The organism is Dietzia sp. oral taxon 368, from assembly GCF_002999155.1.
Taxonomy (GTDB): Bacteria; Actinomycetota; Actinomycetes; order Mycobacteriales; family Mycobacteriaceae; genus Dietzia; species Dietzia cinnamea.
On sequence record NZ_CP027238.1, the window covers coordinates 720,346 to 746,498 of the forward strand.

A 26,153-nucleotide genomic window follows, 5' to 3' on the forward strand; every position below is an offset into this window, starting at 1 on the left:
TCCGCGCCGTCACTTCACTAACCTGGGACACACTCCCGTCGCGACGTCGGCTCGGCGGGCGAGGACCGGGGAGGTGAGCGACGCGATGCGCGCACGAACCCTCGCACGACGCGGCACTCCCGGATCCTCCGACGGGACCGGCAGCGGTTCCACACCCACGCCGGGCTCCGGGCCCGGAACCGGCGGCCGCTCCGGAGCCGGTGCTCGGCCCGGGCCCGGCGGCCGCAGCGGCGAGTCCGGCACCACCGTCCAGCCCCGCCACCCCGTGCGCCGCCGCGCCGCCCGCTTCTGGAGCGACGTACTCACCACCCCGGGACGCATGTCGGTCTTCGCGCTGATCGCGATCGTGGTGGTGCTCGCGGGCGGCATCGTGGCGTCCTCCACCATCACCCAGCGGCAGAGCTACCACGAGACCCTGCTCGCCGAGGTCGAGCCCGTCGCCAACGCCTCGCAGACGCTCTACAGCTCCCTGACGATCGCGGACTCTGCCGCGAACACCGCCTTCATCACCGGCGGGATAGAACCCGCGGAACTGCGCGAACGCTACCTCCAGGCGATCGCGGACTCGTCGTCGTCGATCATCGCCGCCGCCCAGGGCCTCGACCGCAACGACACCGAGTCCATCGACCAGCTCGCCCACATCAACGCGCAGCTGGCCACCTACACCGGCCTCGTCGAGACCGCGCGCACCAACAACCGCGTCGCCAACCCGGTCGGCTCGGCGTACCTCGCCTCCGCGTCCGCGCTGATGCAGGACACCATCCTGCCCGCGGCCGCCGACCTGTACGACCGGCAGTCCACGTCCGTGGGCCAGTCGGACCGCGAGTGGTCGTCGCCGCCGTGGGGCTCGTTCTTCCTCCTCGGACTGGCGATCGCGGTGCTGGTGCTGCTGCAGCAGTGGCTGTGGCGGCTCACCGGACGGCGCCTCAACCCCGCGCTCGGTGTGGCGTCCCTGCTCATGGTGGCGACGTTCCTGCTCACCATGATCGCCGGGTTCCTCGCCGCCAACGACAACGCCAAGGGCCTGTCCGAGGGCGCGGCGCCGATGAACGAACTGACCCGCCAGCGCATCAACGCCCAGAAGGTGCGCGCGCAGGAGACGCTCAACCTCGTGCGGCGCACCGACCCCGAGGGGTCGGCGGCCGAGCGCGCGGCCGTCCTCGGTGGAGTCCGCGACACCTTGACCGTGTATCTCGACGACGAGGAGAACAGCGGCAGCGACATCAGCCTCGACTCGCACGGCGCGGTGACGGACGCGATCGAGGCGCTCGACGAGTGGATGGCCGCCCAGAACCGCGCCGACTCCCGCTATCAACAGGGCGACTACCAGGGCGCCATCGAGATCTCATCCGGACAGGACGCCGGCGACTCGGGGGCGGCGTTCGACGAGTTCGACGAGTCCATGCAGGCCGCCATCGAGGAGGCCCGCGACACGCTGCGCACCCGCATCGACAACGCCCGCCGCACCTCCTCGAGTGGCCCGGACCTCATCATCGCGCTGTCCACGCTCGCCGCGTTCGGCGTCGTCGTGGGGATCGCGCCCCGGATCAGGGAGTACCTGTGAGTGCGCGGGTCGGCGGGGCGGCACGGGTCGGCGGGCCGGGACGGGCTGGCGGCGCGGCGCGGGTCGGCGGGGCGGCGCGGGCCGCGCTGGGTGGCGTGCTGGTGGCGGCCCTGGCGTTCGGCGCCGCGTGTGGGGTCGGCGACGACGAGGTCCGCCCCGGCGTCGGCGGGCCGGACCAGGGCGCGGCGGCCGAGTCCGCGGACATCGTCGGCGCGGGGATCCCGGAGGTGGAGGCCGTCATGCCGCTGCCCGCCGGCGCGGTGGTCAGCACCGACATCCCCGACAACCTGCCGCGCGAAGACGAGGAAAACTGCGACCCCCTGCCCAGCCTGCGGCCAGACGACGCCCCGCCCGAGGAACGTGTGCCGCGGATCCTGCAGCGCGGCCGGCTGATCGTCGGCCTGGACCAGGGCTCCAACCTGTTCTCCTTCCGCGACCCCGCCAGCGGCCAGCTCACCGGCTTCGACGTGGACCTAGCCCGCGAGATCGCCGCGGACATCTTCGGTGACCCGCGGCAGGTGGAGTTCCGGTCGTTGACATCGGCGAACCGGCTGGAGGCGCTCGAGAACGACCAGGTGGACGTGGTGATCCGGTCGATGTCCATCACGTGCGCCCGGCGCGAGCGGGTGACGTTCTCGGTGCCGTACTACCAGGCCTACCAACGAGTGCTCACCGTGCGGGGTTCGGGTATCACGGAGATCGAGCACCTCGAGGGAAAGCGCGTGTGCGTGGCGGCGGGGACCACCTCGGCGTCGCGACTGTGGGCGGAGTTGGAGCGGATCACCGTGCTGTCGGTCAACACGTGGGCGGACTGCCTGGTCGCCATCCAGCAGAATCAGGTCGACGCCATCACCACCGACGACGCCATCCTGGTGGGCATCACCGCGCAGGACCCGTACCTGCAGATCGTCGGTCCGCAGCTCGACGCCGAGCCGTACGGCGTGGGCATCGCCAAGTCCACCCCGGAGAACAACACCGACGGGCTGGTCCGGCAGGTGAACTCGACGCTCGAGCGGATCCGCGCGGACGGCACGTGGAACCGCATGTACTCCACGTGGCTGTCCGGGCTGGGACCGAACCCCGGCATGCCTGAGCCGCGGTACATCGAGGAGCCGCGATGAGTTACCGGAAGTGGGACGACCCGCCGGAGGACGGAGAACCCACCGTCGGCACCCAGGCCACCGTGCGGACCGAGGCCGTCGCCGTCACCCAGGCCGCGGCGGCCACGGGCGCGATGGCCGAGACGGGCGCCGCGGCGGCGACCGGCGCGACCGAGGCCACCGGCGCGATGGCGGCCACGGGCGCGATGGCGGAGACGGGTGGCTCCGCGTCGACCGGCGGGATGGCCGAGACCGGCGTCGTCGACGTCACCGGCGCGGTGTCCATGACCGGGCTCCTGTCCGACACCGACCCCGACGCCGGCACCACCCCCCGCGCCGCCGGCCGGCCGCGTCACGATCCGGAGTCGCGCACCGAGTCCGTCCCCGGCGCGCGTCCGTCCGTCCGGACCGACGCGGTCACCGGTGACCGCGCCACCTCGGCACCGTTCCGCCTGCGCCACCCCGACAAGCCCGAGGACCGGCCGAGCCAGGCCGCCGAGGGCCTCGTCGATCTGCCGTACATCATCCCCGTTGACCCCACGTCCGCGATGCTCGCGCCGGAGGACATCGAGGCCGAGTGCGCGGCCTCGAACGGCAGGCTGCCCAGGCCCGAACTGCGCCCCGGCGACATCGTCGCCGACCAGTACGAGGTCCGCGGCGCGCTCGCCCACGGCGGGATGGGCTGGATCTACCTCGCCGTGGACCACAACGTCTCCGACCGCTGGGTCGTGCTCAAGGGCCTGCTCCACGCCGACCAGGCCGAAGCGCAGGAGGTCGCAGTCGCGGAGCGGGAGATCCTCGCCGAGCTCTCGCACCCGTCGATCGTGCGTATCTACAACTTCATCCACGACGACTGGGCCACCTCGCCCACCCACGGTGGGTACATCGTCATGGAATACGTCGGCGGCCCCAGCCTCCGCGACGTCCGGCGCGCCGCTCCCGGGCGGGTCCTGCCGGTGGAGAAGGCCATCGCCTACGTCCTCGAGGTCCTCCAGGCGCTGTCCTACCTGCACTCCGTGGGGCTGGTCTACAACGATCTCAAGCCCGAGAACATCATGCTCACCGAGGACCACGTCAAGCTGATCGACATGGGCGCCGTGTCGGGCGTCGGCGACTACGGGCACATCTACGGCACCCCAGGCTTCCAGGCCCCCGAGATCCCCGTGACCGGGCCGACCATCGTCTCGGACCTGTACACCGTCGGCCGGACGCTGGCCTCGCTCATCGTCCGACTGCCCGTCGTCGACGGTCGCTACGCCGACGGGATCCCCTCCCCCATGGAGGAGCCGGTCTTCAGCCGGTACGACTCCCTGTACCGGTTCCTGCTGCGCTCCACCCACGAGGACCCCGACATGCGGTTCCGCAGCGCCTCCGGCATGGCCAACCAGCTCATGGGCGTCCTGCGGGAGGTGCTGGCGCTGCGGACCGGGGTGCCGCACCCCGCGTTCTCGTCCGTGTTCTCCCCACAGCGGTCGACCTTCGGCACCCTGTTCACCGTCGAGCCGACGGACTTCCTCGTCGACGGCCGCGCCCGAGACACCACGCTCACCGGTGCCGAGCTCGTCGACGCGCTCCCGGTGCCCCTCATGGAGTCGTCCGACCCGGCCAGCCGCATCCTCGCCGCGACCTCGTACACCTCGGTCGAACAACGGATCGACACGCTCAGGGAGCTCTACTCGGACACCGGCTCCGAGGCGCACGAGAGCATCGGCGTCATCATGTCGCTCGCACGCGCCTACCTCGAGAGCGGGGACCTCGCCGCCGCCGAGGCGCTCCTGGAGGAGAACGCCCACCGGCGGCGCGCCGAGTGGCGGCTCGTCTGGTACGACGGCATCGTCGCGCTGCTCAAGGGCGACCCGGTCGGCGCCTACCCGAAGTTCCAGCAGGTGCTCTCCGCCATGCCCGGCGAGAACGGACCCAAGCTGGCCCTCGCCGCCACCGCCGAGCTCATCCTCGACGTCTGCCCCGAACGGGACCGCGCCCGCTGGGCCCGCTCGAGCGAGCACTTCTACCGCACCGTGTGGTCGGTCGACCGCTCGGTCATCAGCTCGGCGTTCGGACTGGCCCGCCAGCTCCAGCGGCGCGGCGAGGTCGCGGCCGCCATCGAGGAACTCGACCGCGTCCCACCCAATTCGCGCTACTCCTCGCTGGCCAACCTCACCGCGATCCTCCTCCTGTGCCAGGGACGCCCACTGGAGGAGACCGAGGAGTCCCACCTGCGGGAAGCCGCACGCCGGGTGACCAACCTGTCCGCCGGCGAGCACCGGGCCTTCCAGATCCGGCTCACCGTCCTCACCACCGCGCTGGCGTGGATCCAGCTGCCCGGCAACGAGCCCTCGCCGTCCCCGCTGATGCGGGGAGTGCCGTTCACCGAGTTCGGCCTGCGCTCCGGTGCCGAGACCGTCCTGCGGACGCTCGCCCGGTCCACCGAGACGCGGGCCCAGCGGTTCCGCCTGGTCGACCAGGCCAACAGCATCCGCCCGCGCACGTTGTTCTAGGACCGCGGGCGGGGTGGCTACGTTCCCAGGCCCAGCACGGTGTCGCACGCCCGCGCGATCGCCAGCTCCTCGTCCGTCGGCACCACGAGCACCGCGACCCGGCTGTCCGGCGTCGAGATGACCCGCTCGCCCGTGCCGTTCTCGTTGGCGTCGCGGTCGATCTCGACCCCCCAGCCGCTCATCGTGGACAGCGCGTCGGCCCGCAGGCGAGCGACGTTCTCCCCCACCCCGGCGGTGAACGTGATCGCATCCACCCGGCCGAGGACCGCCCAGTAGCCGCCGATGTAGCGGCGCAGGCGATGGATCACCACCTCGTAGGCGAGCCGCGCGTCCTCGTCGTCGTCGTCGACCCGGGTCAACAGCTCGCGGAAATCACGCGCGCCCGACAGCCCCTCCAGCCCTGACCGGCGGTTGAGCAAGGTGGAGACGTCCTCCGGTGACATCCCGCGATCGCGGATGAGGTGGATGATCAGCCCGGGGTCGAGGTCCCCGGGGCGCGTGCCCATCACGAGACCCTCGAGCGGCGTCAACCCCATGGAGGTGTCCATCGGGCGGCCGCCCGCGATCGCCGAGGCCGACGCCCCGTTCCCGAGGTGCAGGACTATCTGGTTGATCTCGTCGTGGCGTCGGCCGAGGACGTCGGCGACACGGTGGGAGACGAATTCGTGGCTGGTGCCGTGGAAGCCGTACCGACGCAGGTTCCACTCGCGCGCCGTCTCGCGGTCGATGGCGTACGTGTGTGCTGCGGCGGGCAGCGTGTGGAAGAAGCCTGTATCGAACACCGCGACGTGCGGAAGGCCGGGCAGCAGCTCGCGTGCCACCCGGATCCCGCGCAGGTTGGCCGGATTGTGCAGCGGGGCGAGAAGTTCGAGCTTCTCGATGTCGGCCTCCACCTCGGCGGTCACCTCGACCGGCTCTTGGAAGGCCGGCCCTCCGTGGACGACCCGGTGGCCGATCGCCTCGACGCCCAGGTCGGTGGGGTGCACGCGCAGTTCCCCGGCCAGCTCCAGTACGCGGGCCAGCGCGGCGGTGTGGTCGGGGCACTCCGCCTCCGCGGTCCGCTCCGCGGCGGGCGATCCGGTGAGCTCACTGCGGCGCACGGTCAGGGCGCCGACGGGCTCCCCGATCCGCTCGACCAGTGCCCAGGCCAGCTCGGCCTCCGCGGCGATGTCGATGATCTGCAACTTGAGGGAGGACGAACCGGAGTTGATGACGAGTACGCGGGTCATGAATCGCTTTCCTGGGCGTCGCCGGCGCCCTGTGCCTGGACGGCCGTGATGGCGACGGTGTTGACGATGTCCTCGACCAGCGCGCCACGCGACAGGTCGTTGATCGGTTTGCGCAGTCCCTGTAGGACCGGCCCGATCGCGACGGCGCCCGCGGTCCGCTGGACGGCCTTGTATGTGTTGTTGCCGGTGTTGAGGTCGGGGAACACCAGCACGGTGGCGCGTCCGGCAACCTCGGAATCGGGCATCTTCTTCCTGGCGACCGTCGGGTCGATGGCGGCGTCGAACTGCAGGGGCCCGTCTACCACCAGGCCGGCCACCGGGTCGGCGGCGTCGGCGATGCGGGACCGCACGAGCGCGGTGGCCTCGCGCACCTTGTCGACGTCCGCTCCCGAGCCGGAGTCACCGGTGGAGTACGACAGAAGCGCCACCCGCGGATCGATACCGAAGCGCGCGGCGGTCTCGGCGGACGACACGGCGATGTCGGCGAGCTGCTCCGCGGTGGGATCGGGTACCACCGCGCAGTCGCCGAACGCGAGCACGTGGTCGGCCAGGCACATGAGGAACACGCTCGAGACCGTCTTAACGTCCGGCCGCGTGCGGATGATCTCCAGTGCCGGACGGATGGTGTGCGCGGTGGTGTGAGCTGCGCCGGAGACCATGCCGTCGGCGAGGCCCGTGTGCACCATCATCGTGGCGAAGTAGGAGATGTCGAGGATGCGGTCGCGGGCCACGTCCAGGGTCATCCCCTTGTGCTTGCGCAGCTCGGCGTACTCCTCGGCGAACCTGTCGGCGTGTTCGCTCTCCCGCGGGTCGAGCAGCTGCGCCCCGCTGAGGTCGATGCCCAGTTCGTCGGCCCGGCGTCGGATCGCCTCGGGATCCCCGAGGATCGTCAGGTCGGCGACGTCACGTCGCAGCAGACGGCCGGCGGCGTGGAGGATGCGGTCGTCGTCGCCCTCGGGCAGGACGATGTGCCGCTTGTTCGCGCGGGCGCGTTCGAGAAGTTGGTGCTCGAACATCTGCGGCGTCATCACGTCGGGCGTGTCGACGCGCAGCCTGGCGAGCAGTTCCTCGGTGTCGACGTGCTTCTCCATGAGGCTCAGCGCGGTCTCGACCTTGCGTCCGGAGCCGGAGTAGACACGACCGCGGGTCTCGGCGGCGAGCCGCGCGGTGTCGTAGGTCCCGTGCTGGGTGCAGACGATCGGCAGGGTGGACCGCATCCCGCGGACGAGCTTGTCCAGCGCCGGGTGCGGCGTCACCCCGCCGTTCCAGATCATCCCGGCCAGCGACGGGAAGCCTTCGGCCGCGTGCGCGGTGAGGATCGCCAGCACCGCGTCGGTGCGGTCGGCGGGCACGATGACCACCATGCCGTCGACGAGCCGCTCGAGGATCCGGTCGCCGGTCATGCCGCCGACCATCACGGCCATCGCCTCGCGGTCGAGCAGCGCCGGGTCGCCAGAGTACAGAGTGCCGTCGACCGCCTCCTTGAGCTCGCCCATCGTGGGTGCGGTGAGCAGCGCCTGGGCGGGCAGGGTCCAGGCCGGCACGTCGAGCGTGTCGAGTTCGGCCTGGATCGCCTCGAGGGCGCCGGGGTCGCAGCGGTTGGCGACGACACCGACGGGGTGGGCGTGCTCGGCGCGCAGTTCGTCGAGCGTGAGCCGGGCGTTGGTGCCGATCTCTGCCGGAGAGCGGTCGGTACCGCGGAGCACCAGTAGCACGGGGGCGCCCAGGTTCACGGCGATCGTGGCGTTGAAGTCGTACTCCGTGGGACTGGGGACCCCGGTGTAGTCGGTCCCGAGGATCACCACGACGTCGCATTGGCGGGCGACCACCTGGTAGCGGTCGACGATCTCGGCGAGGGCGGCGTCGCGGTCCTCGTGGACGCGCAGGTTCGTCACGCCGATGCAGTCCTCGTAGTCGAGGTCCACGGTCGTGTGCTGCAGCAGCATCTCGAGGATGCGGTCCCGGGCCGACTCGTCGGCGGTCGCCGTGCCGGTAGCCGCGCCGGTGGTCACACCGGGGACCGGCCGCGGGGCGACGGTGACGGGACGGAACACGCCGACCCGCTGGACGGTCCCGGCGAGGATCCTCAGCAGGCCCAGCGCGACGGTCGACTTCCCGGTGTCTCCCTCGGGGGCCGCCACGTAGACGGCTGACGAGGAGAGCGGCTCGTTCCCGCTCTGGGCCGGGATGGTCAGCGCGGCGATGTCGGGTTCGGGCGGCTCGGCCGCGTACGACTCGGACGACTCAGACGACTCGGACGACTCGGGCGTGACGGAATCGGGCGGAAGGGAATCGGGCACGGGGGCATTGTGACAGCGCGGGTGGCGCGGCACATCTGGTACACCCCTGTCGGGCGCGTCCGTCACCCCGGTCGGGGGCTGATCGTCAGGCATCGGTGAGCCTGTCGACGCCGGGTGGCAGCCACGTGCACAGCCCGGGCGAAGCGGGGTTCACGATGGTCGTCCAGCCCGCCGGCCCGTCACCGACGAATCCGTGATGGACGGGACAGCCGAGTGCGCCGTTCGCGACGGTCGTCGGTCCGCCTCTGGACCATTCCCGGACGTGGTGGAACTGACTTCGTCGGGCCGGGGCTGTGCATCCGGGGAAGGTGCACCCTCCGTGGGCGGCGTAGAGGACCAGCCGCTGGATCGCCGTGGCGATGCGCCGTTCGGGGTGGGCGTCCACGTCGACCCTGAGCAGCTCTTCGCGTCCGTCGCGGAGTAGCGAGACGAACCATGGCATGGCTCCGGCCATCGAGACGGCCTGCCTGACACTGAGCTGGGTGCCCGAGTCGGTGCGGACGAGCGCGTGGGGGTCCTCGAGCTGCTCGGGGGTCAGCCGCACCACGATGGTCGCGATCCCCTTGGGCCGTGCCGGGTCGACGGTCGAGCCGAGTGCCCACTGGTGGACCAGTGCGTCGTGGGCACGCTTCTCCGGGGTGCGGTCGTCCGATCCGGGTTCGCACGGCACGGCCCCGCCCGGGCCACCGAAGTCGCACAGCGCCCGCTCCACCAGCGCGCGACCGCGAGGGGTGAGCGTCATGGTCAGCGTGCTCGTCCCGTCGGAGCGCACGGCTCCGAGCCTCGCGGAGCGCTGACGTTCCTGGTGCTCCTCGCGGTCCCGGCCGCGGGCGGGACACAGCTCCGCGATCCGTCGCGCGGCCTCGGCGCGCAGGTCGGCGGGCGCCGCCGACCGGGCGAACCGTGTGAGTTCCTCGGCGAACGCGGTCTTGGCCGTGCCGCCCATCGTCCCGGGTAGTGCCGCGACGGCCTTGGCGATGATCCGCTCGTGCTCACCGGAGATCTCTCCGCTCGCTGCCGCCCGCCCGGCCGGGGTGGCCTGGCGCCCGCCGGCGTCGATCCGGCCGTGCACAGTGCCCTTGGCCAGGCCCAGCCTCTCGGCGAGCATGGCGGCCACGCCTCCGGGGGTCCGGCCCTTCTGCCCGTGCAACGCCGCCAGTTCGGCGGTCGCGCGGCAGCCGCTGGCCTCGAGCCGGCGCGCCAGGACTTCGACGCGGCCCACCGCGTCCGCGAGCGCGTCGGCCTCGACGGCGGACCACTCGACCGCGGACAGTGACTCCACGGACGCCTCGAGGAACACGAGGACATCGGCCAGCGTGGGCGGCTCGACACTGCGACCGCCGTCGCCCTCGGTACCCGATATCCCCTGCTCCATGCCCTGAAGTATAGAACAGGTGTACGACACCGTGGGGTTGCTTCCGGCGGCCGACCGCGCGCGGGCCTCCTCAGTCGCGCTCGGTCAGCAGCCGGAACCTGAGCTCGTCGAGCATGGCGGCGACCTCGGCGCTCACGAGCGCGCGTTCGAGCGTGACGAGCCTGGCGAGGTCCGCTGCGGCCGCGTCGGGGTCACTGTGGTCGAGGTGTCGTGACGCGCGCGTGTAGAGCAGGTCGAACTCTGCGAAGTCGTGCACGCGGTCGCGCGCGAGTTCGCCGATCCACACGCACTCCCGGCCGCGCTCGCCGGCCGCCTCGAGGACACGCCGGGCCGACTCGAGGACCGCCCTCACCTCGCCGCGCCGGGCCTCGCCGTCCCGCGCCGGGCCTCGCGGAGCCCCGCCGTCGAGAACCTCGCCGCGAGGAGCCTCGCCGCCGGAAACCTCGCCGCGAGGAGCCCCGCCGCGAGGAGCCCCGCCGGCCACCGCGTCCCCGCTCGCCGAGCCCACCAGTTCGGCACCGAGCCGATCCGCGGCGGCGGAGAGCACGGCGAGTTCGCCGAGCAGACCGCTGACCCTGTCCCGCTCGGCGGCGACGCGGGCGCCGCTGCGGGCGGCCTCGCGCCGCGTGCCGGCGCGGGCGACGTCCCCGCCGAGACGGAACAGCGTCGCCGCGGCCGTGTCGATGGCCGCCTCGGCGACGCGCGCGTCGTCGAGCAGGTCGCGGGCGCGCGCGGCGAGGTCGGGTCCGTCCGGCGTGGCCATGCTGAGGTGCCTGTCAGTCGACGACGACAAGGGCCAGCCCGAAGTCACCGGCGTCGTCGGTCCACACGGGCCCGCGGAGGAAGCCGTGCCCCGCGAGTTCGTCCATGAGGGCGTACGGCTCGAACTTCCGCGCGATCTCGGTGCGGATGCCCGCCCCGACGTCGAGGGTCCGGGAGCGCCCCAGCGTCGGGAAGTCGATGCGCACGTCGCGGACGGCCCGCAGCCACATCTCGATCCTGCTCTCCTCGGCGTTCCACACCGCCTCGTGCCGAAAATCCCTGCGGTCCAGGCCCCGGGCCTCGACAGTGCGGGAGATGACGTCGAGCATGTTGAGGTTGAACTCCGCGGTGACACCGTCGGCGTCGTCGTAGGCCGCGACCAGGCGCGCGGGGTCCTTGACCAGGTCGAAGCCCAGTCCCAGGCGGTCGCCGGGGTCCATGACGCCGCGCAGCATGTCGAGGAAGTCCGCACGCTGGGCTTCGCTGAAGTTTCCGACCGTCCCGCCGAGGAACAGCACGAGCCGGCCGCCAGGTTCGCCGGGCAGGGGCCCGTCGAGGGCGGTGAGGTCGGCGACGACGGGCTCGACCCGCAGGCCCGGATACTCGGCGGCGAGGGCGCGGGCGGAGTCGAAGAGCATCTCGGTGGAGATGTCGACGGGCACGAAGAGCGGCGACGCCTCGGCCGCCGCGCCGGCGGGAGTGGCAGCGCCGGCGGGAGGGGCAGCGCCGGCGGGAGGGGCAGCGCCGGCGGGAGGGGCAGCGCCGGCGGGAGGGGCAGTGGTGCGGCGACTGAACACGTCGAGCAGTACCCGCGTCTTCTCACAGGTGCCGGCCCCGAGCTCGACCATGGTGCTCGCGTCGCCGACGATGTCCACCGCCCGCGCCCGCAGGATCTCGGCCTCCGCGCGGGTGGGGTAGTACTCGGCCAGCCGGGTGATCCGGTCGAACAGCAGGCTGCCCTTCTCGTCGTAGAACCACCGTGGCGGCACCGTCGGCGGGTCCGAGAAGAACCCCTCGCGCAGGTCCGATTCGAGGGCGGCGGTGTCGGGCGAGGCGGGGCTCGTCGTCGTCGCCGTCGAGCCCCGGGCGCCGTGGACGTCGGTCGGCGCCGCTACGGTGTCACGCGCGGCGGCCACGTGGAGGGAATCCCGGCCTGCGCCGGTCACCGCGCGAGCCTCAGGCCGGCGGCCGCCCACCGCGACGCGGCGGGGAAGAAGTTCCGGTACGTGTGGCGCGTGTGGCCGGCCGGCGTCAGGGCGCTACCACCGCGCAGGACGTGCTGGTCGGACATGAACTTGCCGTTGTACTCGCCGGCCGCGCCCTCCTCGGTGACGAAGCCGGGGTACGGAAGGTAGGCGCTCGAGGTCCACTCCCACACGCCGCCGATCGCGCGCTCGGCGGCGGTCCGCGGGTGGCACCGGTCGGGGTCGAGCTCGTCGCGGATCTCCCAGCCGGTGGTGGCGACCTCCCACTCGAACTCGGTGGGCAGCCGCGCCCCGGCCCAGCGCGCGTAGGCGTCGGCCTCGTAGAACGAGACGTGGAGGACGGGCTCGGCGTCGACGACCGGCCTCCGTCCACTGAGCGTGAAGGTGGTCCACTCGCCGTCGACGGCGCTGCCGGCGTCGGCGCGCGCATCGCCCGTGCCGTCCTCGCGCCGCCAGTACCCGGGCGCGTCCCAGCCCTCGGCCTGCACGGTCGCCCACCCGTCCGACAGCCAGAACTCGGGACGGGAGTATCCGCCGTCGGCCATGAACCGCTTCCACTCGCCGACGGTGACCTGGCGAGTGGCGACCTCGCCGCCCGGGATCCACACGCGGTGGCGGGGCCGTTCGTTGTCGTAGGAGAACCCCGCGGGCGGTGTGTGGGCGCCGGGAGTGTGGGCGCCGGGTGCGTTGGCGCCGGGTGTATTGCCGCACGCGGGATCGGGCGCGCCGATCTGCGCGACCCCCTCGACGACGGCGAGCCAGTCCGTCTCCCCCGGCGTCGCGGCGGCCGGGTCGGCGGGCCTGTCGACGTACACGGGATCGGTCGGGTTGTGGGAGAAGAGGTGCTTGATGTCCATGAGCAGCAGTTCCTGGTGCTGCTGCTCGTGATGACAGCCCAGCTCGAGCAGCTCGAGGCCGCGCTCGTCGATGTCGCCCGCCTCGAGGGCCGCGACCACGGCCTCGTCGACCCGCGCCCGGAAGTCGGAGATCTCGGCGACCGATGGCCGCGTGATGAGCCCGCGCTCGGGGCGCGGCTGCCGGGGCCCGACCGCCTCGTAATACGAGTTGAACAGGAAGCGGAACACCGGCTCCGGCGCCACGTACCCGGGCACCCGGCCCAGGACGAACTCCTCGAAGAACCACGTGGTGTGCGCGCGGTGCCACGCCGCGGGGCTGGCGGCGGTCATGGACTGGGGGATCTGATCCTCGGGACTGAGGCGGGAGGCGAGCAGGTCCGTGAGCCCGCGCCCCCGAAGAAATCTCTCGACGACGCTCCCCGTGCTAGGAGCGGTGCTGACGGAGCCGACTGTCATGGGATCCCCCGTGGTTCGTGGTCGACGGCAGGCGGTCTGGGACGGGGACCCGTCGGACCCCCGGCGTTTCCGCCACCCTAACCACGGCGTACGACACCGCCCACCGAACCGCTACACGAAAGAGATCGGGGCCTGTGGCCGACCGCGCGCGGCGGCGTCGTTGCGCCGCTCGTGCTCGAGCAGCCGCAGTCGGTACTCCGGGCAGTTGCCCATTCCGCCGTCGGCGCGGATCACGCGGTGGACGGGGATGACGAACGGCACCGGCACGATGCTGCACAACCGGCCCACCCGCCGGGCGTTGCGGGGCCGGCCGGCGTCCACGCTGATCTGCCCGTAAGTGGATGTCTCGCCGTACGGGATGCGCTGGATCTCGCGGTAGACCTCGCGCGAGAACTCGTCGTGGACGCCGGCGGCGGCCCAGTCGAGCGGGACGTCGAAGCCGCGTAGCTCCCCGGCCAGGTAGGCCCTCACCTGACCCGCGAGTCGGTTCAGATGCCCACCAGCGCCGCCGGGCCCGCTGTCGGGGTCCTCGTCGTCGTCCCCTCCCCGTCCGTCACCGTGTTTCACGTCGAACCATGCGTCGACCGCGTGGAGTTCGCTCTCGTCGACCTGCTGCAGACGTGACACTCCCACGGCCGTGGCCTCGACGATCATGAGGCCGGCCGCGGTCTCGAGCAGCCGCGCGGCGACGCCGGGCGTCCGGGCCGCGCGCACGCTCACACCACGCTCGGACGGTCCGGGTTGGTGACGTCGGCGTCGGCGGTATCGAGCTTCTCGAACAGGGCGTCGGCACCGTCGCGACCGATCGCGGACATCTCCGCGGTGGTGATGGGCACGGCCTGCAGGCGCGTGAGCAGGGGGCCGGCGCCGTCGGGTCCGCCGGTCTCGTCGACGACCTGCAGTTCCGGCCACAGGAACGGCGGCGTGAGGATGAGGTGCTCGCAGCGACGCCCGGGATCGACCAGGCCGACCGCGTTGGGGATCACCGCGCCGGGCGCCACGTGGATCGAGCCGGTCGCCACTGCCAGCGCGCAGGCGTCCAGGACGTCGGCCATCGCGCGGTGACCCGTGCGGCCGACCGTGACGAACTCACTGCGGATCTGACGCCCTTCGGGCGTGGTGACGTTGGTGGGCAGCTCCCGCGCGCCGATGGTGGCGTAGGTGGAGAAGCCGACGGCGGGGACGTTGTCGACGACGACGATGTCGCAGTGCCATTCGGTGGTCTTCCCCTCCTCGTCCGGCTCGGTCTCGTGCGGGTAGCGCAGGACGCGGACCTTGTCCTTGCCGCCGAGGATGCCCTCGAGGCCGGAGAGATCGGCCGTGTCCGGGCCGGGGAGGGTGTTCTCGTCGCTCATGCCAGTGCTCGCAGACGTGGTTCGAGGTCGGCCTCGAACAGGTCGAGGAAGCGCTTCTGGTCGTGACCGGGCGCGTGGAAGACCAGGTGGTTGAGGCCCGCGTCGACGTACTGCTTGACCTGCTCCACGGCGTCGTCCGGGTCCGAGGCGACGATCCAGCGCTTGGCGACCTGCTCGATCGGCAGCTCGTCGGCCAGGCGCCCCATCTCTCGCGGCGAGTCCACCGAGTGCTTCTGCTCCGGCGTCAGGCTCAGCGGCGCCCAGAAGCGGCAGTTCTCCAGGGCCTTCTCCGGGTCGGGGTCGTAGCTGATCTTGATCTCGATCATCCGGTCGATCGTCGAGGAGTCACGCTCGTTGATCCGCGCGCCCTCCTCGACCGCGGGCAGCAGCTTGTCGGTGTAGAGCTCCATGCCCTTGCCGGAGGTGCAGATGAAGCCGTCACCGACGCGGCCGGCGTACTTGGCCACCACCGGGCCGCCCGCCGCGACGTAGACCGGCACGCCGCCCTCGGGAACGTCGTAGAGGAAGGCGTCCTTGGTGGAGTAGAAGTCGCCGGAGAAGCTGGTGGTCTCGCCCGTCCAGAGCTCGCGCATGAGGCGGACGGACTCCCGCAGTCGCGCGAAGCGCTCCTTGAACTCCGGCCACTCGCCCCGGTGGCCCGTGGCGATCTCGTTGAGCGCCTCACCGGTGCCCACGCCGAGGAAGACGCGCCCCGGATAGAGGCACGCCATGGTGGCGAACGCCTGGGCCAGTACCGCGGGGTTGTAGCGGAACGTCGGGGTGAGCACGGAGGTGCCCAGCTGGATGGTGCTGGTCCGCTCCCCTACGGCCGTGAGCCAGGCCAGGGAGAACGGGGCGTGGCCGCCGTCGTGGCGCCAGGGCTGGAAGTGGTCGGAGACCGTGGCCGAGTCCATGCCCGCCTGCTCCGCCATCACCGCGAACTCCACGAGATCGCGCGGCCCGAACTGCTCGGCCGAGGCCTTGTATCCGAGCTTGAGGGAGGGGGTGTCGGGCATCGGCTTCTCCTACGTCTAGGCGTGTGGCCAGGTGTACGTCGACGTTGTTCACTGGGGCGTTCACAGCGGCGTTCGCGGTGGCGTTCGTTGCGGCGTTCGCTGCGGCGGCACTCCGTCGCGCGGGCCACTGCGCCGAGTATGCCAGTGGCCTGCGACACTCGTAGCGCCCTGTCCCCACCTCGACGCTCCGAGGTCACCTCGGCGCGGAAGGTGGACGGGTAGCCGACGCGTCAGCGCCCCGGCCGCGACATGGCCGCCGGAACATCTGATGAGATCGGCCACACGCCGCGGGTTGCTGTAACGACTACGGCCGCGTCAGCAATATTCTTCGTGAACCGGAAGTCACCGCGCATCGCGTGGCCAGGGTCCCCTCCCCTGAAACGACCTCCGGGCGAGCGCACGTTCGGAGGAGTCATGCGGACCAGGCACGCGGCCACCGCCCTGGTGACCCTCGCCACCTCCTCCGCCTGCGCCCTCGGCACCACGCTGATCCTCCAGGATCGGCAAGAGCAGGCCCGCGAATCCGAGCTCCGCAGTTCCGCCTGGTCCGTCCAGGCGTCCACCGACTTCGGCACCACCTGGACCGCGCCCATCTCCTCCTACGGTGGCCACTTCCCCGTCCGAGTCGACACCGCCGGCCTGCGGGACCGCTCCGCCTACCAGCCGCTCACCCTCCGCACGAGCGTCGACTCGCGCGACGACGCCCACGTGGCGATCGGCGAGGGCGTCCTCGTGGACGGCGACCCGGCCACCGCCGCCGACGTCCGGATCCGGGCGGTCGCCTCCCGCGGAGGCGCATGTGCGGCGCCGGCCTTCCGCCTCGACTCGGACAACGTCCTCGCCGGGGACGGTGAGGAACCGGTGCCCGTCGACGCCCCCACCTCCGACGTCCCGCTGATCCTGCCCGGCGCCACCCGCACCACGCCCGGCGCGGCGGTGACCGTGTGCCTCGAACTGAGCATGGACGCCAACTCCCCGGCGCCCGACTCGGTCCTCACGCTGGCGTGGCCCGTGGATATCGCCCGCAGCGACGCCACCGACTGAATCGCCCGCCCGGTCGGCTACTCAACCGCCGGCGGCCTCGTCGTAGATCCGCGCATGGGTGGCCACGACCGCCGCCGGATCGGCGCCCGCCACCCGCGGCGGCACGGCCCGCGGATCCTCCAACGCCGCCCGCACGGCCACCGCCACCGCCGACGGGTCACGCGGGTCGTACACCTCGCCCGAGTGCTCCCCCGGGTCGCACCGGTCGAACCACTGGTCCCGCAGGAAACCCACCGATGGGAACACCGGCGCGACCCCGAGGTCGCGGCACAGTTCCAACCACGTGGAGTGGGTGGCGAACCGGTACGGCAGGACGCACACGTCGAGCGCGGCGAACTCCGGCAGCACAGACCCCAGATCCAGCGACTCATAACGCACCAACCGCACCGACTCCCAGCCGCCCTCGGCCGCCAGCTCCGCCACCAGATGGTGCCCGCCGGCCTCGCGGTCCTCGCCGCACGCGTCGCGCCACGCCTGCGCCTCCACGACGATCCGCAGGTGCGCGCCCCGCCGCCCGTGGGCGACGGGCGCCAGCTGGTCCAGCAGCTCCGGGCCGTCGATGTTCTCGCCCATCCGCTCCAGCAACACCCCCACCACCACCGGATCGCCGGGACCGCGCAGGTGCTTGCCGGCGCGGATGGCGGAGGAGACCTCGTCCTCGTCCAGCAGCCGCGGGTGCGGCACGACCACCGGTTCGACGCCCCACCGCACCCACAGCTCGTGGGCCGCCACCTCGGTCAGTGTTATCACCGCGGACGCGGCCTCCACCAGCGTGCCGGTGTGATCCCGGTGCGGCAGCTCGTCCTCGTGCGTCGGGTAGACGATGTCGTGGACGGTCAGCACGAACGGCACCCCGGCCGTCTCGAGGTGCTCGACCACGCCGTCCACGCTCTCGGGCTCGAGGTAGTCGTAACCGAAGTGCACGTGCACCAGATCGACATCCCGCAACGGATCGGCGTACCGGTGGATCTCGCCGGAGGCGTCGGAGTCCGGGTCGAGCTCGGCGGGCGTCACCGCCTCGGCCGGGGTGTGCCCCTTGACCACGCCGGGCCGCACGGGCACGAGCTCGACCTGCTCGGCCCCGTCCAGACCGATGATGCGGCGCACGGCCGGATGCGCGGCGGGCAGCACCGCCACCCTCGTCCGCGACCCCCCACCCAGGACGCCCATGGGCGTCAGTCTAGACCGCGGCGCAGGTCCTCGATCAGATCTCCGACATACTCCAGGCCCACCGAGAGGCGGATGACATTGTCGCCGATCCCCACCGCGGCACGGGCCTCGGGCTCCATGGACGCGTGGGTCGTCGTCGCCGGATGGGTCACGAGCGTTTTGGCGTCGCCCAGGTTGTTGGAGATGTCGATGACCTGAAGCGCGTTGAGCAGGGCGAAGCACTCCTTCTTGCCGTGGCCGCCCTCGCCGTCGTCGCCCTGCTCGTACTTCAACCCGAAGGTCACCACGGACCCGCCGCCGGACATCTGCGCGCGCGCCAGCTCGTACTGGGGGTGGGATTCGAGCATCGGGTACGTCACCCGGTCCACCGCGGGGTGCGACTCGAGGAACCGCGCCACCTCGAGGGCGTTGGCGGACATCCGCTCGACGCGCAGGCCCATGGTCTCGAGCCCCTTGACCAGCACCCACGCGTTGAACGCGCTCATACCGAACCCGGCGTGGCGCATGAGGTTCTGCACCGGACCGGTGATGTACTCCTCGGTCCCCAGGACGGCGCCGCCGAGGACGCGGCCCTGACCGTCGATGTGTTTGGTCGTCGAGTACACCACCACGTCCGCGCCCAGCTCGAGCGGCTTCTGGTGCAGCACGGTGGCGAAGACGTTGTCCACCACGACCTGCGCGCCGGCCGCGTGGGCCAGCTCGCACACCGCGCGGACGTCGACCAGCTCCTGCATGGGGTTGGAGGGGGTCTCGAAGAAGACGGCGTCGGTGGGCTCGGACAGCGCCTCGCGCCACTGGTCGAGGTCGGCGCCGTCGACGAACACCGTCTCCACGCCCCACCGCGGCAGGATCTCCGCGCAGATCACGTAGCAGGAGCCGAACAGCGCGCGGGAGGCCACGAGCCGGGACCCGTTGCCGCACAGTGCGGCCAGCGCCACGAACACCGCGGACATGCCGGAGCTGGTGGCGAAGCACGCCTCGGCGCCCTCGATCTGGCGCAGTCGCTCCTGGAACATCGCGACGGTGGGGTTGCCGTAGCGGGAGTAGACAAAGCGCTGCTTCTCGCCGTTGAACGACGCCTCGGCCGCCTCGGCGGACTCGTACACGTAGCCGGAGTTGAGGAACATCGGCTCGGTGGTCTCCTCGAAGGCCGTGCGCATCTGGCCGGCGCGGACCCCCAGGGTGTCGGGGTGGAGACCTTCGGGGAGCTCGTTGTTCTTCATCCGCTGCTTTCTGTGTACTGGTGTGTGTGGGCGGGCCGTGCGTGCGTGTGTGGCGGTGCGGGTCAGGACTGGCGCCAGGCCAGGCCCGCGACCTTCCAACCGTTGACCGTGCCGCGGTGCCCCTCGGCGTCGGGGTCGCCCTCGAAGCCGCCGGCCACGTTGTAGGCGACGCCGTAGCCGGCGGCGGTGGCGACCCGGGCCGCGGCCGCCGACCGGCGCCCGCTGCGGCACAGGAACAGCACGGGCGCGTCGGGCTCGACGCCGGCCTCGCCCAGCTGTTCCACGAACCGGGCGTTGGGCTGGCCGGCCGAGGTCATCCACTCGATGCCCAGCGTGCGCTTGCCGAGCTCCGACAGATCGGCGCCGCCGACCCACTGCCATTCGGCGCTGGTGCGGACGTCCACCAGCACGGCGTCGGAATCTGAGGCGAGCAGTTCCCAGGCCTGGCGGGGCGGTAGGTCCCCGGCGTAGTCGCTCATGGGTGTCGATTATGCTCCCCCGGGTCCGATCGGCGGGGTCGAGGTACCCGGGTGGCCGTTCTGTGCGACGATCCGGATATGACGTCGCTCACGGATCGCCCTTACCGTGTGGCCGTCGTCGGGTCCGGCCCGGCGGGGGTGTACGCGTGCGAGGCCCTGCTGGACTGGAGCGACTCCCGCGATCCATCGGGGCGCGGGATCGTGGTGGACCTGCTCGACCGCCTGCCCGTGCCGTACGGGTTGCTGCGCCACGGGGTGGCCCCGGATCACCCCCGCATCAAGGGCATCGCGCGGACGCTCGAGGGGATCGCCGCGGATCCGCGCATCCGGTTCCTGGGCAACGTGGAGTTCGGCCGCGACCTGACCGTGGAGGACGTGCGGCGCTTCTATCACGCGGTCGTGTTCTCCACCGGCGCACTGGCCGACCGTCGGCTGGGCGTCCCGGGCGAGGATCTGGAGGGCTCGTACGGGGCCGCCGAGTTCGTGACCTGGTATGACGGTCACCCCGATTCGCACCCGGAGTGGGCGCTCACCGCCGAGCGGGCGGCCGTGGTCGGCGTGGGGAACGTCGCCCTGGACGTGGCGCGCATGTTGGTGCGCAGTCCGGAGCAGCTCGAGCCGACGGACATCCCCGCCCACGTGCGGGACGGCTTCGGCACCAACGTGACGCGCGTGGTGTCGGTGATCGGGCGCCGTGGCCCGGCGCACGCCAAGTTCACGCCCCTGGAGCTCCGGGAGATGGCCAAGGTCGAGGGGGTCACCGTGGTGGTGGATCCCGACGACCTGGAATACGACGACGAGGCGCGCGCCCTCCGCGACGGCGATCGCCGGGTCGGGCAGGTGTGCGCGCAACTCGAGAAATGGGTCGGGGCGCAGCGCGAGGCCGGGCTCGACACGGCGGATGAGGCCGAGGCCGCCGCGCTCGCGGCCGGCGGGAAGGTGGTGCGGTTCCGCTTCCACCGGTCCCCCGTCGAGATCCTGGGCGACGACGGCCGGGTCACCGGGTTGCGACTGGAGATCACCGAGCCCGATCCCGCGCCGCCGGCCGGGGCGGCCGGAGCGGCCGGAGCGGGGCCCGCGGTCGCCGTCGGCCGGGTGCGCGGCACGGGGAACGTCGAGGACCTGCCGGTCGAGGCCGTGTACCGAGCGGTCGGTTACCGCTCCGCCGCCCTGGAGGGCGTGCCGTTCGACCACTCGCGGGCGACCATCCCCAACGACGGCGGACGAGTGCTCGACGCGCCGGGCGGGGATCACCTGCCGGGATTGTTCACGGCGGGGTGGGTCAAGCGCGGGCCCTCCGGCGTCATCGGCACCAACCGGTCGTGCGCCGTGGAGACGGTCGGTCATCTGACCACCGAACTCGAGTCCGGCACGCTACCCGAGCCCGCCGACCCCGATCCGTCCGTCGTGCGCGACCTGCTCGCCGACCGAGGAGTGGACGTCGTCGACGGCGACGCCTGGCTGGCGATCGACGCCCACGAGCGTGAGCTCGGCGAGTCGGCCGGCCGCGAGCGCACCAAGCTGCCGGGACGGGCGGAGATGCTCGACATCGCCCGCTCCTCGCGGGCTACTCGATCCCGCTGACGAGCCGGCCGATCTCCGTCAGCGACACCGTCCCCGGGTCGAGATAGCGCGAGTGTGCGGTGCGCACCGCCTCCCGTCCCGCGCCCGGCTCGGTGACGTCCACGGAACGGCCGCCGAACTCGTCGGTCCCCGGCCGCTCGCCGAGCACGCCCGTGATCGACCACCACGGGACGGGATCCCAGCGTGAGGCCACCGCCACCACGTCGTCGTCGACCGCCGGACGGCTGACGCCGGCCTCGTCCACCCACTGCCGGTCGATTGACTCGACACCCGCACCGGGGCTGCCGACGTGGAGCATCAGGTCGGCCGCGAGCCCCTCGGGGTCCGCCGCGGCCGCGCCCAGGACCACCGAGCCGTAGCTGTAACCGATGGCCGCGTGCGGGGCGTCGTCGCCGTCCAGGCCCTCGACCGCGTCCAGCCCGGCCGCGTAGGTCCGGAGGTCGCCCGCGTGCGCCCACGCCGGGCCCGCGGAGGAGCCGGCGGAAACGATGCCGTCCGGCGCGTCATAGCCCTGCCACGACACCGCCACGCACGCCCCGGCCCCGTCCTCGTCCCCCGCGCCGGCCCGCTCCGCCGCACCCGCCGCCTCGCACACCGCGCCGGCCCGCTCGCCGGTGCGCCCGAGGTCGGCCAGCGAGGACCCCGTGCCCGGGACGAGCGTCACCACCCGCTCGGCGGAATCGGGGTCGGCACTGGCGACCACCGCCCGGCCGTCGGGGTGCAGGTCGAGAAGATGCCGCCGGGGGTCCTGCTCGAGATACGCGGCCAGCGCCGCCAGGTCCCGCGCCGCCTCGTCTGATGGCCGCCCACCGGTACCAGCACCGGAGCCGGCCCCCGCCGCGGACCCGGTCGCGTCGAGCAACCGCCGTAGCCGGGTCCGGTTGAGGGCGTCGCGCGTCGCCGACGACAACCCGGCCGCCGAGCCGAGCCCGGGGTGGTCGCGCGCCAGCCTCGCTCGGTCAGCGGGACCGAGCGAGTGCCACAACCGGGCGACCTCGCGAGGGTCGCCGTCGGTCGATCCCGAGAGGTCCAGGCACGGCCGCGTCGCGGGATCAACCCGGCCGGCGAGCCCGTCCGCCGCCTCCCGCAGACGCATGGCGAGGACCCGGTCGGCATCCTGCACCGCGACCGCGTCCCCGGTTCCGGGCTCGGCCGCCTCTGCGGCGGCCCACCCGGTCACCGCGCGGGCGAGCCGACTCCCCTCGACCCTGAGCACATCGGCCACGAAGAGGCAGTTCCCGGAGAGCATCAGCGCCTCGACGGCGGCATCGGCGGCCTCGCCGCGGGCCCGTTCCCCCGCCCGGCCCGACCACTCCCCGTCTGTCGCGCGCCCGCCGAGCCTGCGGGCGACCGAGTCCAGGTCCTCGGCGGAATCCGCGATCCGTCGGCCCACCTCCGCCGCCCGCGCGGCCGCCAGGTCGATCGCCGCGACCAGTCCGTCAGCCCCCTGCGCCGGCGACACGACCGGCCACCTCCTCGTCGGCCGCCGTCAGCAGGCCCGCCGCCCGCGCCATCCCGTCCGCCGACCGCTCCGTCTCCTCCGCGAGGTCGCGGGACCGGCGGGCGAGCAGCGCCGCACACTCGGCGAGCGCGCCGCCGCTGAGTAGTCCGACGCCACCCGCCTGTGCTGCGGACGCCACCGCGGACGCCTCCTCGAGCGCCGCGCTCAGCGACACCGCTCCCTCTGCCAACTCCCGCCCGGCCTCGCGGACTCGCGTGGCCTCCGCCGTCACCGCCACCTGATCGAACGCCAGCACGGCCGTCCCCAGCGGCCCCTGCGCCGCCGCGGCCGTCGTGCCCGCCACCACCGCCGCGGCCGCCGCATCCCCCACGGCCACCGCGCCTGCTCCCCCGTCCTGCCCTGCCATCGACCCCGCTCCCCTCCGGCCCGGCACTCCGCGCCGCTCGTCAGGTCACGCTAGGGGTCGGCACCGACACGAAGCCCTCGCCGCCAGGTGCCTGTGGACGGGGTCGACGACCATCCACAGGGGCATCACTCACTCGAGATCGGGCTGCGCGGCGTACCGGCCGCCGATGAACATCCGGGCCATCACCGCCCCGATCGCCACGAGGAAGACCACCAGCGCGACCGGGAGGATCCATGTCGGCATCGCGTCGCCCCCCGACCTTGCGGCGAGCACGATGCCCACCTGCCCGGCCACCAGCAGGAGCAGCGTGACCGTCGTGATCAGCCACAGGTCCTCGCGCATCAACCGCTCGAATCGCCGCAGCCTCGGACCGGTGGCCGTCCACCACTCCTTGTTGGGCGCGTTGATCTGGCCCGGGGCCCACAACGCCAGCCGGGACAGCAGCGGCATCGGCAGCACCACGAGCAGCGGGATCAGCGCGGAGAACGCGAGCGCCCCGGTCCGACTGGACCAGCCGTCGGCCCGCCCGTCGGCGCCGAAGTGCGTCGGCACCCGCTCGGGCAGGACGGCCACCTGCCAGGCCAGCACGCCCAGCCACAGCAGGACCACACCCCCGGCCAGCACGAGAATCCACGGAGCCGTCGGCTCGGGCGGCAGATCGCGTGCGTCGTCAGCGGCGGACCTCGTCGTCGTCATCGGGCGGAGCCTTCCCACCTACTCGCGGTGACCGGCGGCACCTACCTCACCACCGTCACGCGCGACGCGGCCTCGCGCGCCCGCTGGCGGGCGCCGTCCACGTCCTCGGCGGTCGCCACCGCCACACCCATCCGGCGGAACTCACTGGCCGACGGCTTGCCGAACAACCGCACGTCGACCTCCGGCACGGCCAGCGCCCGCGCCACGCCCTCGAAACCGACCGCGTCCACACTCCCCTCGCCGATCCCCGGGCCGCCGTAGATGACCGCCGACGCGCCCGGGCTGGCCATCGTCGTGACCACCGGCAGGCCGAGCACGGCGCGCGCGTGCATCTCGAACTCGCTGAGGACCTGACTGCGCAGCGTCACCAGGCCGGTGTCATGGGGGCGGGGGCTGACCTCGGAGAAGTAGACGTCGACGCCGTTGACGAACAACTCCACGCCGAACACCCCGACGCCGCCGAGCGCGCCGGTGACCCGCGCGGCCACCGAACGTGCGGAATCGTACGCGTCCTGGGTCATGGCCTGCGGCTGCCACGACTCCACGTAGTCGCCGCGCTCCTGGCGGTGGCCGATCGGCTCGCAGAAGTCGGTGCGGATCCGGCCCGTCTCCGGGTCCACACTGCGGACGGTGAGCAGGGTGATCTCGTACTCGAAGTCCACGAACGACTCCACGATCACGCGCGCCCCCGCGACGCGGGCACCCGACTGCGCGTACTGCCACGCACCCTCGATGTCCTCGGGACCGTGCAGGGTGGACTGGCCTTTACCCGACGACGACATGGTGGGCTTGACCAGGCACGGGAACCCGATGGCCTCGCACGCGTCCTCAAGCTCTTCGAGGGAGGAGGCGAACGCGTAGCGGCTCGTGGGCAGGCCCAGCTCCTCGGCCGCGAGGCGGCGGATGCCCTCCCGGTCCATGGTCAGCCGCACCGCGCGCGCGGTGGGCACGACCCGGGCCAGCCCGTCCTGCTCGATCTGCGCGAGCGCGGCGGTGGCGATGGCCTCGATCTCCGGCAGAATCACCTCGGGCCGCTCGAGTTCCACGACACGGCGCACCTCGTCGGCGTCGGTCATGTCGATGGTGTGGGCCCGGTGAGCGACCTGATGGGCGGGTGCGCCGTCGTAGCGGTCGACCGCGACGACCTCCACACCCAGCCGCTGCAGCGCGATCGTCACCTCCTTGCCCAACTCCCCCGAGCCGAGCAGCATCACGCGGGTCGCGGTCGGCGTGCCCGGCGTGCCGAAGCGGTCCACGGCGGGCGGGGCGAGGGGATCGTGAGCGGCGGTCATGGCACACAGGCTAGTAGCCCTGCGGTGACGATCCTGTCCCGGCCGAACGAACACCAGGGCCCCGGCACCGTGTGGCGCCGGGGTCCGGGCTGGTACGCGGTGAGCTGAGCCGAGGTCACTCCACCGGCTCGAGCGGCGGGAGCTCGCCGGTGTCATCCCCGCCGCTGCCACCTTCACCGGCGCCCGAGCTCGCCGCCGCGCCGCCGGCGTCGGCCTCCTCCCCATCTGCGGGCTCGTCCTCCGAGCTGGCCGCGGCGAGCGAGCCGAGGAGGTTCGCGCCCGTCGCGACGCTGCCGCCGGAGATGGATCCGGCGGAGACGGGCTCGACGGAGCCGCCGGGGATACGACCGTTGATCTGGTCCGCGACGACCTGCGGGTCGATACCGAAGTTGAGGTCGAGCAGGGCCTCGTCCGCGTCCGGAACACACAACGTCACCGCGGCCGCCGGCGTCTGCGGGCCCGTGGCGGCCCAGGTGATCGCCTCGCCGGCCTGCACCGTCACGCCGGCCTCGACCGTGGGCTCGAGTAGGCCCAGGACAGCCTGGATGACACCTCTCGCATCTGGATCAAGGAGGCCCCCGCCTGGTGCGCTGTCATGAGAGCTCGGCTCACCCGCGTCATTCGAGTACAGAATCGAGACGTCGCCGGCAGCTTCGATCGCCGTGATCACAGGCAGTGCTGCGATCACGTCGCCGCCGATCGCGCTCGGATCGATGTCCTCCTCGTCGACCGTGCTGTAAGGCATGGTGAAGCCGACGCATCGCTGCTCGAAGTCGTTCCGGTTGGTATAGGTGACAGTCGGGCCGCCCTCCTCATTCGGCGCGACCGTGACCGGTCCACTGAGGGCCTCGCCCGCGGTCTCGAGATCACCGGCGATCTCTCCGAGATCTATCGAGCTACTGCCCAGCGAGCCCGTCGGCTCCTCGTCGTCCTGGGCGGAGGCGATGCCGGCTCCGGCGAAAGTGGCTCCGGCGGCGAGCGCGACAGCCGAAGCTCCGGCCAGAGTTCGATTTCGAGCGAACATGAATGCTCCTTGCAGAGAGGGAAAGTCACCGGCTCCAGGGCTGCGGTAACACTGAC

General features: G+C 72.4%; 22 protein-coding genes. 5 read left to right on the forward strand and 17 right to left on the reverse strand.

Annotation, left to right across the window (positions count from 1 at the left end):
- Positions 1 to 73: 73 nt before the first annotated feature.
- The 3 genes from C3V38_RS03515 to C3V38_RS03525 are packed head-to-tail and all read left to right on the forward strand — an operon-like array spanning position 74 to position 5,162.
- Positions 74 to 1,564, forward strand: coding sequence for a hypothetical protein (locus C3V38_RS03515; RefSeq protein ID WP_254426067.1), 1,491 nt, complete (start codon positions 74 to 76; stop codon positions 1,562 to 1,564).
- A complete protein-coding gene (locus C3V38_RS03520) occupies positions 1,561 to 2,685 on the forward strand; it encodes a glutamate ABC transporter substrate-binding protein (RefSeq protein ID WP_232303169.1) in 1,125 nt (374 codons plus the stop codon). The genes C3V38_RS03515 and C3V38_RS03520 overlap by 4 nt, the downstream gene beginning before the upstream one ends.
- Complete coding sequence (locus C3V38_RS03525) at positions 2,682 to 5,162, forward strand: serine/threonine protein kinase (protein WP_106385097.1); 2,481 nt, start codon at positions 2,682 to 2,684, stop codon at positions 5,160 to 5,162. The genes C3V38_RS03520 and C3V38_RS03525 overlap by 4 nt, the downstream gene beginning before the upstream one ends.
- A gap of 17 nt (positions 5,163 to 5,179) precedes the next feature.
- On the opposite strand, the gene C3V38_RS03530 is transcribed toward C3V38_RS03525, so the two are convergent.
- The 9 genes from C3V38_RS03530 to fgd all read right to left on the reverse strand — a co-directional run bounded on the left by C3V38_RS03530 (position 5,180) and on the right by fgd (position 15,717).
- Positions 5,180 to 6,391 (reverse strand): acetate/propionate family kinase, encoded by a 1,212-nt coding sequence (locus tag C3V38_RS03530; RefSeq protein ID WP_106385098.1) that lies wholly within the window; start codon positions 6,389 to 6,391, stop codon positions 5,180 to 5,182.
- Positions 6,388 to 8,691, reverse strand: coding sequence for a phosphate acetyltransferase (gene pta / locus C3V38_RS03535; protein WP_254426068.1), 2,304 nt, complete (start codon positions 8,689 to 8,691; stop codon positions 6,388 to 6,390). Before pta ends, C3V38_RS03530 begins: the two co-directional genes overlap by 4 nt.
- 85 nt (positions 8,692 to 8,776) lie before the next feature.
- The gene (locus C3V38_RS03540) at positions 8,777 to 10,066 is read right to left on the reverse strand and encodes an HNH endonuclease signature motif containing protein (RefSeq protein WP_106385099.1); all 1,290 of its coding nucleotides are present in this window, start codon (positions 10,064 to 10,066) and stop codon (positions 8,777 to 8,779) included.
- A gap of 70 nt (positions 10,067 to 10,136) precedes the next feature.
- Positions 10,137 to 10,829 (reverse strand): hypothetical protein, encoded by a 693-nt coding sequence (locus C3V38_RS03545; protein ID WP_106385100.1) that lies wholly within the window; start codon positions 10,827 to 10,829, stop codon positions 10,137 to 10,139.
- A 13-nt stretch (positions 10,830 to 10,842) separates the two neighbouring features.
- Positions 10,843 to 11,850 carry an L-histidine N(alpha)-methyltransferase gene (locus tag C3V38_RS03550; RefSeq protein WP_254426134.1) on the reverse strand — a complete coding sequence of 336 codons (1,008 nt, stop codon included), beginning with the start codon at positions 11,848 to 11,850 and terminating at the stop codon, positions 10,843 to 10,845.
- Positions 11,851 to 11,990: 140 nt separating this feature from the next.
- Positions 11,991 to 13,346 carry an ergothioneine biosynthesis protein EgtB gene (gene egtB / locus C3V38_RS03555; RefSeq protein WP_106385102.1) on the reverse strand — a complete coding sequence of 452 codons (1,356 nt, stop codon included), beginning with the start codon at positions 13,344 to 13,346 and terminating at the stop codon, positions 11,991 to 11,993.
- 111 nt (positions 13,347 to 13,457) lie between these two features.
- On the reverse strand, positions 13,458 to 14,060 hold the full coding sequence (locus C3V38_RS03560; protein WP_254426069.1) for a methylated-DNA--[protein]-cysteine S-methyltransferase: 603 nt from the start codon (positions 14,058 to 14,060) through the stop codon (positions 13,458 to 13,460).
- Between the two features lie 2 nt (positions 14,061 to 14,062).
- On the reverse strand, positions 14,063 to 14,701 hold the full coding sequence (locus C3V38_RS03565) for a suppressor of fused domain protein (RefSeq protein WP_106385104.1): 639 nt from the start codon (positions 14,699 to 14,701) through the stop codon (positions 14,063 to 14,065).
- Positions 14,698 to 15,717 carry a glucose-6-phosphate dehydrogenase (coenzyme-F420) gene (fgd, locus tag C3V38_RS03570; protein WP_106385105.1) on the reverse strand — a complete coding sequence of 340 codons (1,020 nt, stop codon included), beginning with the start codon at positions 15,715 to 15,717 and terminating at the stop codon, positions 14,698 to 14,700. The genes C3V38_RS03565 and fgd overlap by 4 nt, the downstream gene beginning before the upstream one ends.
- A gap of 414 nt (positions 15,718 to 16,131) precedes the next feature.
- Here fgd and C3V38_RS03575 point away from each other — a divergent pair, with 414 nt between their 5' ends.
- On the forward strand, positions 16,132 to 16,761 hold the full coding sequence (locus C3V38_RS03575) for a hypothetical protein (RefSeq protein WP_106385106.1): 630 nt from the start codon (positions 16,132 to 16,134) through the stop codon (positions 16,759 to 16,761).
- Between the two features lie 21 nt (positions 16,762 to 16,782).
- On the opposite strand, the gene C3V38_RS03580 is transcribed toward C3V38_RS03575, so the two are convergent.
- The 3 genes from C3V38_RS03580 to C3V38_RS03590 form a co-directional block, all read right to left on the reverse strand.
- On the reverse strand, positions 16,783 to 17,931 hold the full coding sequence (locus C3V38_RS03580) for a hypothetical protein (RefSeq protein WP_217354175.1): 1,149 nt from the start codon (positions 17,929 to 17,931) through the stop codon (positions 16,783 to 16,785).
- A gap of 5 nt (positions 17,932 to 17,936) precedes the next feature.
- On the reverse strand, positions 17,937 to 19,154 hold the full coding sequence (locus C3V38_RS03585; protein ID WP_106385108.1) for an O-succinylhomoserine sulfhydrylase: 1,218 nt from the start codon (positions 19,152 to 19,154) through the stop codon (positions 17,937 to 17,939).
- Between the two features lie 62 nt (positions 19,155 to 19,216).
- Positions 19,217 to 19,633, reverse strand: coding sequence for a rhodanese-like domain-containing protein (locus C3V38_RS03590; protein ID WP_106385109.1), 417 nt, complete (start codon positions 19,631 to 19,633; stop codon positions 19,217 to 19,219).
- Positions 19,634 to 19,711: 78 nt separating this feature from the next.
- Here C3V38_RS03590 and C3V38_RS03595 point away from each other — a divergent pair, with 78 nt between their 5' ends.
- Complete coding sequence (locus C3V38_RS03595; RefSeq protein ID WP_106385110.1) at positions 19,712 to 21,217, forward strand: FAD-dependent oxidoreductase; 1,506 nt, start codon at positions 19,712 to 19,714, stop codon at positions 21,215 to 21,217.
- Here C3V38_RS03595 and C3V38_RS03600 read toward each other — a convergent pair.
- From C3V38_RS03600 to C3V38_RS03620, 5 genes are all read right to left on the reverse strand, one after another.
- Positions 21,201 to 22,679: an alpha/beta hydrolase gene (locus C3V38_RS03600; protein WP_254426070.1), complete on the reverse strand. Its 1,479-nt coding sequence runs from the start codon at positions 22,677 to 22,679 to the stop codon at positions 21,201 to 21,203. The genes C3V38_RS03595 and C3V38_RS03600 overlap by 17 nt on opposite strands.
- The gene (locus C3V38_RS03605) at positions 22,657 to 23,085 is read right to left on the reverse strand and encodes a hypothetical protein (RefSeq protein WP_129591161.1); all 429 of its coding nucleotides are present in this window, start codon (positions 23,083 to 23,085) and stop codon (positions 22,657 to 22,659) included. The genes C3V38_RS03600 and C3V38_RS03605 overlap by 23 nt, the downstream gene beginning before the upstream one ends.
- 129 nt (positions 23,086 to 23,214) lie before the next feature.
- Positions 23,215 to 23,781, reverse strand: a complete 567-nt coding sequence (locus C3V38_RS03610; RefSeq protein ID WP_070719760.1) for a DUF1648 domain-containing protein — start codon at positions 23,779 to 23,781, stop codon at positions 23,215 to 23,217.
- Between the two features lie 41 nt (positions 23,782 to 23,822).
- Positions 23,823 to 25,073, reverse strand: coding sequence for a formate-dependent phosphoribosylglycinamide formyltransferase (gene purT, locus C3V38_RS03615; protein WP_106385111.1), 1,251 nt, complete (start codon positions 25,071 to 25,073; stop codon positions 23,823 to 23,825).
- A gap of 115 nt (positions 25,074 to 25,188) precedes the next feature.
- Positions 25,189 to 26,097, reverse strand: coding sequence for a hypothetical protein (locus tag C3V38_RS03620; RefSeq protein WP_106385112.1), 909 nt, complete (start codon positions 26,095 to 26,097; stop codon positions 25,189 to 25,191).
- Between the last annotated feature and the right edge of the window lie 56 nt (positions 26,098 to 26,153).